Raw genomic sequence first — 14753 nt, forward strand, 5'->3', positions numbered from 1 at the left:
GGGCAATGCACCAAGGTGGCGCGACTTGCGGTGCGCTTATGCGTGCACCAAGACGGGTTTCGTGCACCAAAGCATGCACTTGGTGCGTGTGGCTCAGCGCAAAAGAGGGCACGCAAGTTGCATAGTCAAAACCACTATGGAACTCACCCCCCGCGAAAAAGACAAGCTCTTGATCTTCACTGCCGCCTTGTTGGCCGAACGTCGACAAGCCCGTGGCTTGAAGCTCAACTACCCCGAGGCCGTGGCCCTCATCAGCGCTGCCGTGATGGAAGGCGCACGCGACGGTCAAACCGTGGCGCAACTCATGAGCGCAGGCCGCAACGTGCTGACCCGTGCCGACGTGATGGACGGCGTGGCCGAAATGATTCCTGACATCCAAGTCGAAGCCACTTTCCCCGACGGCACCAAGCTCGTCACTGTGCATCAACCCATTGTTTGAAACGCTATGAAAAAACTTCTCTCTCTTTTTGTTTTGTTGCCCACGCTTGTTTTGGCCCACGAGGGCCACGGCATAGAAGGCGCTTCGCACTACCACGCCACCGATGTGTGGGGCTTTGTGTCCATCGCTGTCGCGGCTGCGGTGGTGTGGTGGTTCACTGGTCGCGACAAATAAAGCGGGGCGCACATGACACCCGGTGAACTGTTGATTGACGAGGGTGAACACACCCTCAACCCAGGCCGACGCACGCACACGCTGGTCGTGCAAAACGCCAGCGACCGCCCCATCCAAGTGGGCTCGCACTACCACTTTGCTGAAACCAACGGCGGCTTGAGCTTTGATCGTGAAGCCGCACACGGCATGCGCTTGAACATTGCATCAGGTACAGCGGTACGTTTTGAGCCTGGCCAACAACGTACGGTCGAGTTGGTGGACCTGAGCGGCGATCGCCAAGTGTTTGGTTTTCGTGGCTTAGTGAATGGTGCGGTGGACGTGCCAAACAAAGGAAACATCTGATGGCAACCATCGGCAAACGCGCCTACGCAGAAATGTTTGGCCCCACCGTCGGCGACCGCCTTCGTTTGGCAGACACCAACTTGGTCATTGAGGTCGAGAAAGATTTCACGCTACAAGCCGGTGGCTATGGCGAAGAGGTGAAGTTCGGCGGCGGCAAAACCATTCGTGACGGCATGGCGCAATCGCAGCGCACGCGCGACGGTGTAGGCACTGGCCCGCAAGCGGGTGGCGCGGTAGACACCGTGATGACCAACGCTCTCATCATCGACCACTGGGGCATCGTCAAAGCCGACATTGGTTTGAAAGGTGGCCGCATCGTGGCCATTGGCAAAGCGGGCAACCCCGACACACAACCGGGTGTGGACATCGTCATTGGCCCTGGCACAGAGGTCATCAGCTGCGAAGGCAACATCGTCACCGCAGGTGGTGTGGACACGCACATCCACTTCATCGCGCCCCAGCAAATTGAAGAAGCCTTGACGAGCGGTGTGACCACCATGCTTGGCGGCGGCACAGGCCCAGCCACGGGCACGTTTGCCACCACCTGCACACCCGGCGCTTGGAACATCGAACGCATGTTGCAAGCGGCCGATGCCTTCCCCATGAACCTTGGTTTCTTGGGTAAAGGCAATGCCGCATTGCCCGATTCGCTGCACGAGCAAATCAACGCCGGCGCGATTGGTTTGAAGCTGCACGAAGATTGGGGCACGACGCCTGCGGCCATCGACAACTGTTTGAATGTGGCGGAAGCCACCGACACACAAGTGGCCATCCACACCGACACGCTCAATGAGAGCGGCTTTGTGGAAGACACGGTGGCCGCGTTTAAAGGCCGCACCATCCACACCTTCCACACAGAAGGTGCGGGTGGTGGCCACGCGCCCGATATTTTGAAAGTGGTGGGCGAGGCCAATGTGTTGCCCAGCTCGACCAACCCGACACGTCCGTACACGGTGAACACGCTCGACGAGCATGTGGATATGCTCATGGTGTGCCACCACCTCCACCCCGCGATTGCTGAAGACTTGGCGTTTGCCGAAAGCCGCATTCGCCGCGAGACCATTGCCGCCGAAGACATCTTGCACGACCTAGGCGCCATCAGCATGATGAGCAGCGACAGCCAAGCCATGGGTCGTGTGGGTGAAGTGATTATTCGCACCTGGCAAACCGCACACAAGATGAAAGCGCAGCGCGGCTTGTTGCCTGGTGACACCGACCGACACGATAACTTCCGCGTCAAACGCTACATCGCCAAGTACACCATCAACCCTTCCATCGCACACGGCATCAGCCACGAAGTGGGCAGCGTGGAAGTGGGCAAGTGGGCCGACCTTGTGGTGTGGAAGCCTGCGTTCTTTGGCATCAAACCCAGCATCATTTTGAAAGGCGGCTTCATCGCCATGGCCGCGATGGGCGATCCCAATGCGTCCATCCCCACCCCGCAGCCCGTGCACTACCGCCCCATGTTTGGTGCGTATGGTGGGGCGCTGCACCGTGGCTCGCTCACCTTTGTGTCGCAAGCTGGCATGGCCGCAGGCATTGGACAAAAGTTTGGTTTGCACAAAACCCTCAGTGCTGTGAAGCACATTCGCAGCGTTGGCAAACGTGACATGATTCACAACGACTACGCGCCGCGCATGGAAGTGGATGCCCAAACCTACGCGGTGCGCGCCGATGGCCATTTGCTCACCTGCGAACCCGCGGTGAGCTTGCCCATGACCCAACGCTATTTCTTGTTCTGATTTTTTCTGATGCTCACTTGTTCTAAATTAATCGCTGGCGGCCAAGGTTTGGCCGCCGCCCTGGTCAAACGCGCCGCCACGGTGGAGCTGGACTGGGACGTACGCCAAAAAAGCCGCTTTGATGCGACCGATTCCACAGGTCGCGCTTTTGGCGTTTTCTTATCTCGCGGCACCTTGGTGCGCGGCGGTGATGTGCTGGTGCTCGAAGACGGTTCTCTCGTGTGCGTGCAAGCGGCGCCACAAGAAGTGTTGCGCATCACCGCGTGTACGCAACACGGCTCAGCGTTTGACTTGACACGTGCTGCCTATCACTTGGGTAACCGCCATGTACCGATTGAGCTGCAAGCCGACCATTTGAAAATTGAGCCCGACCACGTACTCGCTGACATGCTGCGCGCCATGCACATGACGGTGGTGACTGTGCATGAAGCCTTTGAACCCGAAGGCGGTGCGTACAGCAGCCATGGGCACGCACAAGGTCATGGCCACATCGCGCATAGCCACGGTTCAGAGGCGCATGGCACGCACGCCCATTCCCACGATCACCATGCACACGACCATGTGCATGGTCCTAATTGCAAACATGACCACTGATGTCGCATCGCTAGCGTTGGCTGAGCCTATGAATTCGTCTGCAGCGACACCCGCACTGCTTCAACTCATTTGGCTCGCGTCACCCGCGTTGCCCATTGGTGGCTTCTCGTACTCCGAAGGTTTAGAAGCAGCCATTGATCATGGCTTGGTGCATGACGAACACAGCGCCGCTGAGTGGTTGGTGGACCAACTCCACCTCACGCAGTCGCGTGGCGATATGGCGGTGCTCGGTCAAATGATCACGGCATGGCAAGCTCGCGATGACGCGCGCCTAGAGGCCTTGAGTCAGTGGGTGCATGCCACCCGCGAGAGCGCTGAGTTGCGTTTGCAGAGTGAACAAATGGGCCGCTCCATGTTGGAGTGGCTGCGCAACCAAGACGCCATCGATGCAGACACCATTGCGATGTGTAACCGCTGGATACCCACCTACCCGTTGATGTTTGCCTTGGCTTTGTCGCGCACCGGCGCGTCGCTGGAGCAATGCTTGCAAGCCTATGCCTTTGGGTGGGCTGAAAACATGGTGCAAGCCGCCATCAAGTCAGTGCCTCTCGGGCAAAACTCAGGACAACGCATCTTGACGAAGCTCGCTCAACACATCGCCCCCGCCGTCAGCCATGCCATGCAAGTGAACGACGACACGCGCCAAGCTTTTTCTCCCATGCTGGCCATTCTTTCGGCCCAACACGAAACCCAATACTCACGACTGTTCAGATCATGAAGCACTTACACGCCATCGCCAATCGCACCAAAAAATTACCACCTCTGCGCGTGGGCATCGGCGGGCCTGTGGGCTCTGGCAAAACGACCCTGCTGGAAATGCTCTGCAAAGCCATGCGCGACAAGTACGACCTCGTCGCCATCACCAACGACATTTACACCAAAGAAGACCAACGCTTGCTCACCATCAGTGGTGCATTGCCCGCAGAGCGCATCATGGGTGTGGAAACGGGCGGTTGCCCACACACGGCCATCCGCGAAGACGCATCCATCAACCTTGAAGCGATCGACCGCATGTTGGTCGATTTTCCAGATGCCGATATGGTGTTCATTGAGAGTGGTGGCGACAACTTGGCTGCCACATTCAGCCCCGAGCTGAGTGACTTGACGATCTATGTGATCGACGTGGCGGCTGGTGAAAAAATTCCACGCAAAGGTGGCCCCGGCATCACCAAGAGCGATTTGTTTGTGATCAATAAAACGGACCTGGCACCTTATGTCGGCGCCAACTTGGATGTGATGGAAGCTGACACCATTCGCATGCGTACCAACGCAAGTGGCTTGAAGCCTTTTGTCATGACCAACTTGCGTACCTTGGATGGTTTGCAAGACGTGGTCAAGTTCATCGAGACCAAGGGGATGTTGGTTTAAATCAAACCTTCATACGCGATGGTGATGGGCGCATGGTCTGAAAATTTTTCGCCCTTGTAGATCGCTTCGGTGCGGGCCTTGGCTGCGATCGCTGGTGTGGCCAGGTGGTAGTCCAAACGCCAACCCACGTTGTTGGCATAGGCTTGACCGCGGTTGCTCCACCACGTGTAGCAAGCATCGGTGGTGTCGGGTTGTAGCTGGCGATATACATCAACAATGCCGCCTTCGGTGGTGAGCTGTGTCATCCACGCACGCTCTTCGGGCAAGAAGCCGCTGTTCTTTTTGTTGCCCTTCCAGTTTTTCAAGTCGGCTTCGTTGTGCGCGATGTTGATGTCGCCGCACAGCACAAACTCGCGCTCTTGTTTCAAGGCGTTGAGGTGCGGATACATCGCGGCCAAGAAACGAAACTTGGCGTCTTGGCGCTCAGGGCCAGACGAGCCACTGGGAAAGTAGCTGCTGATGATCGACAGCTTTTGTGTGGGTGTGTCAAAACGCAGCTCGACGTAGCGGCCTTCGGCATCGAATTCGCCGCCATCAAACCCAATGATCACGTCGCTGGGCTCGTGCTTGGTGTACACGCCCACGCCCGAGTAGCCTTTTTTCTCTGCATAGTGAAAGTGGCCTTTCAAACCTGCCAAGGTGTCGAAGCTGCCTTCGACATCGGGGGCCTGGGCTTTGATTTCTTGGACGCAAATACAATCAGGGCTGGCTTTTTCGAGCCAAGCTTCCACGCCCTTGCGGGCGGCCGAACGAATGCCGTTGAGGTTGAGGCTGGTTAGTTTGAACAAGGAATTTCCCCATGAGTCAGAGTGTGTCTGCCAACGATGCGTTGGCGCAAGAATTTGTGCAATTTTCGCTGGATTGTGGCGTGTTGAAATTTGGGGAGTTCAAAACCAAAGCGGGCCGCATGAGCCCTTACTTTTTCAACGCCGGTTTGTTCGACGATGGCGCCAAGTTGGGCAAGTTGGCCAGTTTTTATGCGCAGTGCATTGTCAACAGCGGCATCGAGTTCGACATGATTTTTGGCCCCGCCTACAAAGGCATTCCCTTGGGCGCAGCCGTGTCGATTGAGTTGGCACGCTTAGGACGCAACGTGCCGTTTGCCTACAACCGCAAAGAAGCCAAAGACCACGGCGAAGGCGGCAGCTTGGTGGGCGCCCCGCTCAAAGGTCGCGTGTTGATCGTGGACGATGTGATGAGCGCGGGCACGGCTGCACGTGAATCGATCGCCCTCATCAAAGCAGCAGGTGCCACACCGCACGCCGTGGCGATTGCGTTGGACCGCCAAGAAATGGCCACCGAAAAACAAGCCGATGGCTCGACCAAAGATGTGCCCTACAGCGCCGTGCAATACGTGCGTGAGCAACTGGGCATGAGCGTGTGCACCATCGCCAAGCTGGAAGACTTGTTGGCCTATTTGGGCAAGCAACCTGACAACACCATGGGTGAGCATTTGGCTCGTACTCAGGCTTATCGCGAGCATTACGGCGTTTAAGCCGTGAGCTTTAGGCGCCGTAGTAACGGTCGGCGCGGTGGTTGACGGCAATCACCAAATTCAACGCAAATGCACCGAGCAATGACAGCAAGGCCTTGTGCGCATCGGTGAGCGCAAAGGCGGTCATCAAGATGCAAGCATCGATGGCCATTTGCACGTGGCCAGCGCGCCAGCCACGGGTCTTTTGCAAATAAACCGCCATGATCGTCACGCCGCCCAAGCTGGCGCCGTGACGAATCAAAATCAAAATACCCGTGCCCACCAACAAGCCCGCCATCAGTGCGGCGAAGACGGGGTCGAGGTGTGAAAACGCGATCCACTGAGGCAGCAACTCGACGTAGGCTGACAGCAAACCCACCGCCGCAAATGTTTTGAAGGTGAAGGTGTGGCCGAGCTTTTGCCAGCCAAACACGTAGAACGGCAGGTTGATCACAAACAACACGGCGCCTAACGGCCACCCTGCAAAGTAGTGCACCAAGAATGCAACGCCCGTGGTGCCGCCTGTAAACAAAGCCGCTTCGCGAAACATGCACACGCCGAGCGCGACAAACAAGGCGCCAGTCAACAGGCCTTGTGTGTCTTCCAACGCGCTGTGGGGCATCGCTTACCCCAGTTTCTTCATCAACAGCTCGTTGACTTGTGCGGGGTTGGCTTTGCCTTTGCTGGCCTTCATGATGGGGCCGACCAAACCGTTCAAGGCTTTGGCATTGCCCGCTTTGAACTCTTCCACGTTCTTGGGGTTGGCGGCCAGTACTTCGTCAATGATGGCTTCCAACGCGCCCGTGTCGTTGATTTGTTTGAGGCCTTTGGCTTCGATGATGGCGTCGACATCGCCTTCGCTACCGGAGGGGCCTTCTTTATTCCACAGACCGTCAAACACCTGACGCGCAGCGCTGTTGCTGATGGTGTTGTCGCTGATGCGGCTGATCAACGCGCCCAGTTGCGCCGCGCTGACGGGGATGTTGTCAAACGTCACCTCGCCGCTGTTCAAGCGGCGTGACACTTCGCCCATGATCCAGTTGCTGGCCAGTTTGGCTTGACCGCAGGCTTTCGCCGTGGCTTCAAAGTAGGCGGCTGTGGCCTTGCTTTGGGTCAGCTGCGTCGCATCGTATTCGGGCAGCGCGTAGTCGCGCACAAAACGCTCGGCCATGACACGTGGCAGCTCGGCCATTTCGCTTCTCACACGCTCCACCCAATCGCGACCAATCACCAAGGGTGGCAGGTCTGGGTCGGGGAAGTAGCGGTAGTCGGCGGCGTCTTCTTTGGTGCGCATGGCGCGGGTTTCGCCAGTGTCTGGGTCGAACAACACGGTGGCTTGTTCGATGTCATGGCCGTCTTCGATTTGGTCGATTTGCCAGCGCACTTCGTAGTCGATGGCTTGTTGCATGAACTTGAAGCTGTTCAAGTTTTTGATTTCACGGCGGGTGCCCAAAGGTGCGCCGGGTTTGCGCACCGACACGTTGGCGTCGCAGCGGAACGAGCCTTCTTGCATGTTGCCGTCGCAAATGCCAATCCACGTGACGATTTTGTGCAGCTCTTTGGCATAGGCCACGGCTTCTTCGCTGCTGCGCATGTCGGGCTGTGTCACGATTTCTAGCAGCGGTGTGCCAGCTCGGTTCAAGTCGATGCCACTCTGACCAATGAAATCTTCATGCAGCGATTTGCCTGCATCTTCTTCGAGGTGGGCACGTTCCAAACGCACAGTTTTGTGCACGGTTTCTTTGCCAACTTCCAAGAAGAACGAGACTTCGCCGCCTTGTACCACCGGAATTTCAAACTGGCTGATTTGGTAGCCCTTGGGCAGGTCGGGGTAGAAGTAGTTTTTGCGCGCAAAGATGCTGCGCTCGGCAATGTGTGCATTGACACCCAAACCAAACTCAATGGCGCGTTCGACTGCGCCGATGTTCATCACGGGCAAAGTGCCGGGCAGGGCCATGTCCACCGCGCAAGCTTGCGTGTTGGGCTCTGCGCCGAACGCCACTGAGGCACGGCTGAAAATTTTGCTCTTGGTGGAGAGCTGTGCGTGTGTTTCAAAGCCGATGACGACTTCGTAGCCTTGAACTAATTTGGGTGCAGTCATGTCAGATGCCCTCCGGTTTTTGGAGGTGATGGTCAGTGGCCAGTTGGTACTGGTGCGCTACGTTGAGCAAACGTGCTTCTTGCAAATAGTTGCCTATGAGTTGCATGCCCACTGGCATATGGCCTTCGCCAAAGCCCACAGGAATGCTCATGCCGGGCAAACCAGCGAGCGAGGCTGGCAGCGTGAAGATGTCGGCCAGGTAGTCGGCCAGCGGGTCGCTGGCGTTGTTGCCAAGCTTCCATGCGACGGTGGGGGCGACGGGGCCGGCGATCACATCGCACTCAGCAAATGCGCGTTGGAAATCGTCCGCAATCATGCGACGAATTTTTTGCGCTTGCAGGTAGTACGCGTCGTAGTAGCCGTGGCTCAACACATACGCGCCGGTCATGATGCGGCGTTTGACCTCTTCGCCAAAGCCTTCGGCGCGGGTCTTTTTGTACATGCTCACCAGGTCTGTGTAGTCTTTGGCGCGGTGGCCAAACTTCACGCCGTCAAAGCGACTCAGGTTCGAGCTGGCCTCGGCGGGCGCGATGATGTAGTACACAGGAATGGCCAGTTCGGTGCGAGGCAGCGTGATGGGCACGAGCTTGGCGCCTTGGGCTTCCAAGGTTTTGAGTGCGGCATCAATCGCAGCGCGCACATCAGCGGCAAGGCCGTCACCAAAAAACTCTTTGGGAATGCCGATGCGCAGGCCTTGCAGGCTGTCGTTCAACTTGGCGGAGAAGTTTTCAGCTGACACATCGAGCGACGTGGAGTCACGGTCTAAATCAGAACCGCACATGGCTGACAGCAACAACGCACAGTCTTCGGCTGTGCGGGCCATGGGGCCAGCTTGGTCGAGGCTGGATGCGTAGGCAATCATGCCGTAGCGGCTGGCGCGGCCATAGGTGGGCTTGATGCCGGTGATGCCGCAAAAGCTAGCGGGTTGGCGAATCGAGCCGCCCGTGTCTGTGCCTGTGGCAGCGGGCGCCAAACGTGCGGCCACAGCCGCAGCGCTGCCGCCGGATGAGCCGCCGGGAACGCGCGAGGTGTCCCACGGATTGGTCACTGCGCCGTAGGCGGAGTTTTCGTTGGCAGACCCCATCGCGAACTCGTCGCAGTTGACTTTGCCTAAAGTCACCATGCCCGCGCCCACAGCGCCATCGGCAAAGGTGCCTAGCTTTTGCACCACGGTGGCGTCAAACGGCGAGCGGTAGCCGCTCAAAATTTTGGAGCCAGCGGTGGTGGCGAAATCGCGGGTCACAAATACGTCTTTGTGCGCAATCGGCACGCCTTCCAATGCACCTGCGGTGCCAGCGGCAATGCGGGCGTCGCTGGCTTGGGCTTGGGCCAGCGTGACTTCGCTGTTGATGTCCAAAAACGCGTTGTGCGGGTTGCCTCCCGCGCGGGCCAAAAAGGCCGTGGCCACTTCGACGGCGCTGGCTTGCTTGGTTTGGAGTGTTTGGGCCAGTTGGGCCACGGTCATGTCATGCAATTGGGTAGCAGATTGGGTCATGGTGTTGGCCTCACTCAATCACTTTGGGAACCAAGAACAAACCACGCTCCACGGCGGGGGCGCTGCGTTGGTTCAGGTCGCGTTGGTTGGGTTCGCTGGCCACGTCGGGGCGCAGGCGCAGTTCGATGTGGGCGCCTTGCATGGCGTCCACAGGATGGGCCATGGGCACCACGCCGGTGGTGTCCACCGCGCGGATTTGTTCGACGATGTCGAAAAAGTCATTGATTTTGTGGCGCATACGGGCCTGTTCGTCAGGCTGCAGCTCTAGCCGGGCCAGGTTGGCGATGCGGCTGATGTCTTGGTCATTCAGGGACATACATATATGAGGGAAAAACCCGCGGTTTACGGGCGATGCGGTATTATCTCGCCTTTGTGTCCGCGCCCGCGGGCAAGCTTTGAGGACAGACATGTTTGGATCTTTTCGTCGGTATTTCTCCACCGATTTGGCGATTGACCTCGGTACCGCCAACACCCTGATTTATGTGCGCGACAAAGGCATCGTGTTGGACGAGCCTTCCGTTGTGTCGATTCGCCACGAAGGCGGCCCCCAAGGCAAGAAGACAATTCAAGCCGTTGGCCACGAAGCCAAGGCCATGTTGGGCAAAGTGCCCGGCAACATCGAAGCCATTCGTCCGATGAAAGACGGCGTGATTGCTGACTTCACCGTGACTGAGCAAATGCTCAAGCAGTTCATCAAGATGGTGCACCCACGCTCGGTGTTGAAGCCCAGCCCACGCATCATCATTTGCGTGCCTTGCGGTTCTACCCAAGTCGAGCGTCGCGCGATTCGCGAATCTGCTTTGGGCGCTGGCGCCTCAGAGGTGTACCTGATTGAAGAACCCATGGCAGCCGCTATCGGCGCAGGCTTGCCTGTGTCTGAGGCTTCTGGCTCCATGGTGGTCGACATCGGTGGCGGTACCACCGAAGTGGGTGTGATCTCTTTGGGCGGCATGGTCTACAAGGGCAGCGTGCGCGTGGGTGGCGACAAGTTTGACGAAGCCATCATCAACTACATCCGTCGTAACTACGGCATGTTGATTGGCGAGCCAACGGCTGAAGCCATCAAGAAACAAATCGGTTCTGCCTTCCCTGGCTCTGAAGTCAAGGAAATGGAAGTCAAAGGCCGTAACCTGTCAGAAGGCGTGCCACGTTCTTTCACCATTTCGTCCAACGAAATCTTGGAAGCATTGACCGATCCACTGAACAACATCGTCTCCGCCGTGAAAAACGCGTTGGAGCAAACACCACCCGAGTTGGGCGCAGACATTGCCGAGCGCGGCATGATGCTCACCGGCGGTGGCGCGTTGTTGCGTGACTTGGACCGCTTGTTGGCCGAAGAGACTGGCTTGCCAGTCTTGGTGGCTGAAGACCCCCTCACCTGCGTGGTGCGTGGTTGCGGTTTGGCCCTTGAGCGCATGGAGCGTTTGGGCTCCATCTTCACGAGCGAATAATTAAGTGCCACTGGGCACCCTGGACCGCTCCCCCCCGGCCTTCTTCAAGCAAGGCCCGTCCGCCGTCTCCAAATTACTTTTCTTCAGCGCCTTGTCGGTGCTGTTGATGGTGGCTGACGTGCGGTTTGGTGTGACCCAGCCTTTGCGTGCCACGTTGTCTGTGATGCTGTACCCCGTGCAGTGGTTGGCCATGCGCCCGCAGGTTTTGGCCGAATACTCGTCTGACTATTTCGAAGCCCGCGATGTGGCGCAGGCCTCAGAGCGCGACGCGCGTCAACAACTGTTGGTGCAAGCCCGACGCTCGGGCCAAGTGGAACAGCTGGCGCTGGAAAACAAACAACTGCGCGAACTCTTGAGTCTGAGCAAACGCTTGGAAACCAAAGGCATTGCAGCCGAGGTGCTGTACGACGCCGCTGACCCCTACACGCGCAAACTCATCATCGACAAAGGCTTGCTCAATGGCATCAAGGCCAGCTCACCCGTGATGGATGAGCACGGCATTTTGGGGCAGGTCACGCATGTGTTGCCACTGGTCAGTGAAGTGACCCTGGTCACCGACCGCGAGCATTCCATTCCTGTGCTCAACACCCGCACGGGTGCGCGCGGTGTGGCTTATGGTGAATCGGGCGGCGCACCTTTGTTAGAGCTGCGCTTCATGGCGACCAACGCTGACATTGAAGTGGGCGATATGTTGTCCACCAGCGGTGTGGATGGCATCTACCCAGCCGGTGTGTTGGTGGGCAAAGTGACCAAGGTTGAGCGCCGTGCTGAAACCGCGTTTGCGCGCATCTTGTGCGAGCCTGTGGGCCGCGTGCAGGGGGCGCGTCATGTGATGGTCTTGGAGCCTTTGAGCGACCAACTGCCACCTCGCCCGCAAATTGAAAAACAATTGCCAGTTGCTGCGCAAAGAGGAGGTCGCCGATGATCATGCCTCGTGGCCAACAGTTGTTGTTGCCAGCCAACCCCATGTTTATTTTGTTCACGCTGTTGATGGCTTTGTTTGCCAACATGGTGGTGAACATCAGCCTCGTTGGCAACGCCGCGTGGATGCCTGATTTCTTGGCTTTGGTGTTGGTGTTTTGGTGTGTGCACCAATCGCGCTTGGTAGGGATTGGCGTGGCTTTCTTTTTTGGTGTGGCCACAGATGTGCATCAATCGGCCTTGTTGGGTCAGCATGCTTTGACTTACACCGCATTGGGCTTCATGGCCATCTTGATTCATCGCCGTTTGCTGTGGTTCACAGTGCCGTCACAGGCCATGCAAGTGTTGCCCATCTTTGTCGTGGCGCATGCCCTAGAGCTGATGGTGCGCATGATGTCGGGTGCCTTGTTTCCTGGCTGGACCATCTTTTTGGCGCCGCTGCTAGAGGCCCTGTTGTGGCCTGTGGTCAGCGTGTTCTTGTTAGCACCTCAGCGCCGCGCACCCAACCCTGACCTGAACCGACCGCTATGAGGGTGATTCGCGACATCGAGTCCGACCTGCGACGCTTCAGGTCGCGCATGGTGGTGGTGACGGGCGCGATTTTGATTTTGTTTGGCTTCCTGTCGATTCGCTTGTTTTATTTGCAAGTGGTGCGCTACGACGAGCTCAACGCACAAGCGGAAAACAACCGCACAGCCATCGTCCCCATCGTGCCCAACCGTGGCGTCATCATGGATCGCAACGGCATTGTGTTGGCCACCAACTACTCGGCCTACACCTTAGAAATCACGGCCTCCAAAGTGATTGCCCCGTTGGAAGATGTGATTGAGCAGCTCTCTGGTGTGATTGACATTCAGGCCCGCGACAAACGTCGTTTCAAAAAGCAATTGGGTGAATCGAAGAGCTTTGAGTCGGTCCCGATTCGCAACCGCTTGAGCGACGAAGAAGTGGCGCGTTTTGCCGCGCAGCGCTACCGCTTTCCGGGTGTTGAAATTCGCGCGCGTCTGTTCCGCAACTACCCGTACAACCAACTGGCCAGCCATGTGATTGGCTACATCGGTCGTATCAATCCAGCGGAAAAAGGCAAGATTGAAGAGTCAGACGACGCGGGCAATTACCGTGGCACCGACTACATCGGCAAGCTCGGCGTTGAGCAAAGTTACGAAACGCAATTACACGGCACAACCGGCGTGCAGGAGATGGAAACATCGGCCGGGGGACGCGCAGTGCGCCGCCTCAACAGCAGCCAAGCGGTGCCTGGCAACAGCGTGGTGTTGTCCATCGACATCAAGCTGCAAAAGCTGGTGGAAGACCTGTACGGCAAACGTCGTGGCGCCTTGGTGGCACTTGACCCGAAGACGGGCGAAGTGTTGGCGTTTGTCAGCAAACCTACGTTCGATCCCAACTTGTTTGTGGACGGCATTGACTCTGAAAACTGGGCTGCGCTCAATGAGTCCATCGACAAGCCTTTGTTGAATCGCGCCTTGCGCGGCACCTACCCGCCTGGCTCTACCTACAAGCCCTTCATGGCTTTGGCCGCGTTGCAAACCGGCAAGCGTGCGGAGAAGACACTGATTTCCGACCCCGGCTATTTCATGTTTGGTAACCACCGTTTCCGGGACGACAAAGAAGGTGGCCATGGTGCGGTGGACATGTACAAGTCCATCGTCGAGTCGTGCGACACCTACTACTACACACTGGCGCGTGACATGGGCGTGGACTTGATGCACGACCAAATGAAGCCCTTGGGTTTCGGTCAGATCACGGGCATCGACATCTTGGGTGAGTCGCGTGGCGTGTTGCCCTCGACCGAGTGGAAGCGCAACACCTACAAGAAGCCAGAGCAGCAACGTTGGTATTCAGGCGAAACCATTTCTTTGGGCATTGGTCAGGGTTACAACAACTTCACCATGTTGCAAATTGCGCATGCGATGGGCACGGTGGCTAATAACGGCTTGAAGATGAAGCCGCATTTGGTGCGCGAAGTGGTGGACGTGGAAACCAAATCTTCCACCTTGGTGGCCAAAGAGCCGGTGGGCCAGCTTGCTTTGCTGCCCGAGAATTTGGAAGTCATCAAAAAAGGCATGATTGGCGTGAACGTCGAAGGCACATCAGCCACCAGCTTTGTGGGCGCGCAGTATGTGAGTGCAGGCAAGACCGGCACCGCGCAGGTGTTCACGGTCAAGCAAAACGAAAAATACAACGCAGCCACGATTGATGAGCGCATGCGTGACCACGCTTTGTTCGTCGCATTTGCGCCTGCGGATGATCCCAAAGTGGCGTTGGCCATGGTGGTGGAAAACGCGGGCTTTGGCGCACAAAACGCCGCACCGATTGCGCGCCGTGTGTTTGACTTTGTCATCATGGGGCAGTACCCCTCGCAAGAGGACATTGAGGCAGTGCAAAAGGGCCAAGCCACACGTCCGATTGGCAAGTCGCGCCCAGTGGCCAGCGTGCCTTGGCCGCCGAAAGCAGCTGAACTGGCTGTGGAAGAGCCTGTGATGGCGGCCTCCGCAGCGGCAAAAGCCGCATCTGCGGCAGCCAAAGCCGCCTCTGCTGCGGGCAAGCCTGCTTCCGCTGCCGCGCCTGTCGTGGCTCAAAAACCAGCGGCCAGCGGCGCACGCTGATCCTGCGTCAGGCGCTGTCTAGCGC

The 14753-nt window shown here is 57.7% G+C and carries 17 protein-coding genes; 12 read left to right on the forward strand and 5 right to left on the reverse strand.

Translation table 11 applies throughout. The features are described from left to right. The first annotated feature begins 136 nt into the window (after nucleotides 1-136). The 7 genes from LINBF2_RS00480 to ureG are packed head-to-tail and all read left to right on the forward strand — an operon-like array spanning nucleotide 137 to nucleotide 4659. Nucleotides 137-439 (forward strand): urease subunit gamma, encoded by a 303-nt coding sequence (locus tag LINBF2_RS00480; RefSeq protein WP_104797143.1) that lies wholly within the window; start codon nucleotides 137-139, stop codon nucleotides 437-439. 6 nt (nucleotides 440-445) lie between these two features. Then, nucleotides 446-613, forward strand: a complete 168-nt coding sequence (locus LINBF2_RS00485) for a hypothetical protein (protein ID WP_281889579.1) — start codon at nucleotides 446-448, stop codon at nucleotides 611-613. A 12-nt stretch (nucleotides 614-625) separates the two neighbouring features. Continuing rightward, nucleotides 626-955, forward strand: coding sequence for an urease subunit beta (locus LINBF2_RS00490; RefSeq protein WP_104796825.1), 330 nt, complete (start codon nucleotides 626-628; stop codon nucleotides 953-955). Beyond that, nucleotides 955-2697, forward strand: coding sequence for an urease subunit alpha (ureC, locus tag LINBF2_RS00495; protein WP_281889582.1), 1743 nt, complete (start codon nucleotides 955-957; stop codon nucleotides 2695-2697). Before LINBF2_RS00490 ends, ureC begins: the two co-directional genes overlap by 1 nt. Nucleotides 2698-2706: 9 nt before the next feature. Continuing rightward, nucleotides 2707-3291, forward strand: a complete 585-nt coding sequence (ureE, locus tag LINBF2_RS00500; RefSeq protein WP_281889584.1) for an urease accessory protein UreE — start codon at nucleotides 2707-2709, stop codon at nucleotides 3289-3291. Then, complete coding sequence (locus LINBF2_RS00505) at nucleotides 3281-4009, forward strand: urease accessory UreF family protein (RefSeq protein WP_281889586.1); 729 nt, start codon at nucleotides 3281-3283, stop codon at nucleotides 4007-4009. The genes ureE and LINBF2_RS00505 overlap by 11 nt, the downstream gene beginning before the upstream one ends. Then, a complete protein-coding gene (gene ureG, locus LINBF2_RS00510) occupies nucleotides 4003-4659 on the forward strand; it encodes an urease accessory protein UreG (RefSeq protein ID WP_281891252.1) in 657 nt (218 codons plus the stop codon). The genes LINBF2_RS00505 and ureG overlap by 7 nt, the downstream gene beginning before the upstream one ends. Here ureG and LINBF2_RS00515 read toward each other — a convergent pair. Then, nucleotides 4656-5447, reverse strand: a complete 792-nt coding sequence (locus tag LINBF2_RS00515) for an exodeoxyribonuclease III (protein WP_281889588.1) — start codon at nucleotides 5445-5447, stop codon at nucleotides 4656-4658. The genes ureG and LINBF2_RS00515 overlap by 4 nt on opposite strands. 11 nt (nucleotides 5448-5458) lie before the next feature. Here LINBF2_RS00515 and pyrE point away from each other — a divergent pair, with 11 nt between their 5' ends. Beyond that, nucleotides 5459-6154 (forward strand): orotate phosphoribosyltransferase, encoded by a 696-nt coding sequence (gene pyrE, locus LINBF2_RS00520; RefSeq protein WP_281889590.1) that lies wholly within the window; start codon nucleotides 5459-5461, stop codon nucleotides 6152-6154. Between the two features lie 10 nt (nucleotides 6155-6164). On the opposite strand, the gene LINBF2_RS00525 is transcribed toward pyrE, so the two are convergent. The 4 genes from LINBF2_RS00525 to gatC are packed head-to-tail and all read right to left on the reverse strand — an operon-like array spanning nucleotide 6165 to nucleotide 10045. Further along, nucleotides 6165-6755, reverse strand: coding sequence for a YitT family protein (locus LINBF2_RS00525; RefSeq protein WP_201746944.1), 591 nt, complete (start codon nucleotides 6753-6755; stop codon nucleotides 6165-6167). A 3-nt stretch (nucleotides 6756-6758) separates the two neighbouring features. Continuing rightward, nucleotides 6759-8234: an Asp-tRNA(Asn)/Glu-tRNA(Gln) amidotransferase subunit GatB gene (gene gatB / locus LINBF2_RS00530; protein ID WP_281889597.1), complete on the reverse strand. Its 1476-nt coding sequence runs from the start codon at nucleotides 8232-8234 to the stop codon at nucleotides 6759-6761. 1 nt (nucleotide 8235) lies between these two features. Then, nucleotides 8236-9729, reverse strand: coding sequence for an Asp-tRNA(Asn)/Glu-tRNA(Gln) amidotransferase subunit GatA (gatA, locus tag LINBF2_RS00535; RefSeq protein ID WP_281889599.1), 1494 nt, complete (start codon nucleotides 9727-9729; stop codon nucleotides 8236-8238). A 10-nt stretch (nucleotides 9730-9739) separates the two neighbouring features. Next, entirely contained in the window at nucleotides 9740-10045 is a 306-nt protein-coding gene (gatC, locus tag LINBF2_RS00540; protein ID WP_281789028.1) for an Asp-tRNA(Asn)/Glu-tRNA(Gln) amidotransferase subunit GatC, read from the reverse strand. A 91-nt stretch (nucleotides 10046-10136) separates the two neighbouring features. Between gatC and LINBF2_RS00545 the strand changes: the two genes are divergently transcribed. From LINBF2_RS00545 to mrdA, 4 genes are read left to right on the forward strand one after another with little or no spacing between them, the layout of a single operon-like run. Further along, nucleotides 10137-11180 (forward strand): rod shape-determining protein, encoded by a 1044-nt coding sequence (locus tag LINBF2_RS00545; protein ID WP_104796817.1) that lies wholly within the window; start codon nucleotides 10137-10139, stop codon nucleotides 11178-11180. A gap of 4 nt (nucleotides 11181-11184) precedes the next feature. After that, a complete protein-coding gene (gene mreC / locus LINBF2_RS00550; RefSeq protein ID WP_104796816.1) occupies nucleotides 11185-12105 on the forward strand; it encodes a rod shape-determining protein MreC in 921 nt (306 codons plus the stop codon). After that, nucleotides 12102-12632, forward strand: a complete 531-nt coding sequence (gene mreD / locus LINBF2_RS00555; RefSeq protein ID WP_104796815.1) for a rod shape-determining protein MreD — start codon at nucleotides 12102-12104, stop codon at nucleotides 12630-12632. The genes mreC and mreD overlap by 4 nt, the downstream gene beginning before the upstream one ends. Next, on the forward strand, nucleotides 12629-14728 hold the full coding sequence (mrdA, locus tag LINBF2_RS00560; protein ID WP_281889604.1) for a penicillin-binding protein 2: 2100 nt from the start codon (nucleotides 12629-12631) through the stop codon (nucleotides 14726-14728). Before mreD ends, mrdA begins: the two co-directional genes overlap by 4 nt. Nucleotides 14729-14753 lie beyond the last annotated feature (25 nt).

The sequence above is a fragment of the Limnohabitans sp. TEGF004 genome (assembly GCF_027924965.1).
Classification (GTDB): Bacteria; Pseudomonadota; Gammaproteobacteria; order Burkholderiales; family Burkholderiaceae_C; genus Limnohabitans.

What these genes read in the sequence shown, in the direction of transcription:
- LINBF2_RS00480 (WP_104797143.1), top strand. Translation starts at nt 137, where the DNA reads ATGGAACTCACCCCCCGCGAAAAAGACAAGCTCTTGATCTTCACTGCC.
- LINBF2_RS00485 (WP_281889579.1), top strand. Translation starts at nt 446, where the DNA reads ATGAAAAAACTTCTCTCTCTTTTTGTTTTGTTGCCCACGCTTGTTTTG.
- LINBF2_RS00490 (WP_104796825.1), top strand. Translation starts at nt 626, where the DNA reads ATGACACCCGGTGAACTGTTGATTGACGAGGGTGAACACACCCTCAAC.
- ureC (WP_281889582.1), top strand. Translation starts at nt 955, where the DNA reads ATGGCAACCATCGGCAAACGCGCCTACGCAGAAATGTTTGGCCCCACC.
- ureE (WP_281889584.1), top strand. Translation starts at nt 2,707, where the DNA reads ATGCTCACTTGTTCTAAATTAATCGCTGGCGGCCAAGGTTTGGCCGCC.
- LINBF2_RS00505 (WP_281889586.1), top strand. Translation starts at nt 3,281, where the DNA reads ATGACCACTGATGTCGCATCGCTAGCGTTGGCTGAGCCTATGAATTCG.
- pyrE (WP_281889590.1), top strand. Translation starts at nt 5,459, where the DNA reads ATGAGTCAGAGTGTGTCTGCCAACGATGCGTTGGCGCAAGAATTTGTG.
- LINBF2_RS00525 (WP_201746944.1), bottom strand. Translation starts at nt 6,755, where the DNA reads ATGCCCCACAGCGCGTTGGAAGACACACAAGGCCTGTTGACTGGCGCC.
- gatB (WP_281889597.1), bottom strand. Translation starts at nt 8,234, where the DNA reads ATGACTGCACCCAAATTAGTTCAAGGCTACGAAGTCGTCATCGGCTTT.
- gatA (WP_281889599.1), bottom strand. Translation starts at nt 9,729, where the DNA reads ATGACCCAATCTGCTACCCAATTGCATGACATGACCGTGGCCCAACTG.
- gatC (WP_281789028.1), bottom strand. Translation starts at nt 10,045, where the DNA reads ATGTCCCTGAATGACCAAGACATCAGCCGCATCGCCAACCTGGCCCGG.
- LINBF2_RS00545 (WP_104796817.1), top strand. Translation starts at nt 10,137, where the DNA reads ATGTTTGGATCTTTTCGTCGGTATTTCTCCACCGATTTGGCGATTGAC.
- mreD (WP_104796815.1), top strand. Translation starts at nt 12,102, where the DNA reads ATGATCATGCCTCGTGGCCAACAGTTGTTGTTGCCAGCCAACCCCATG.
- mrdA (WP_281889604.1), top strand. Translation starts at nt 12,629, where the DNA reads ATGAGGGTGATTCGCGACATCGAGTCCGACCTGCGACGCTTCAGGTCG.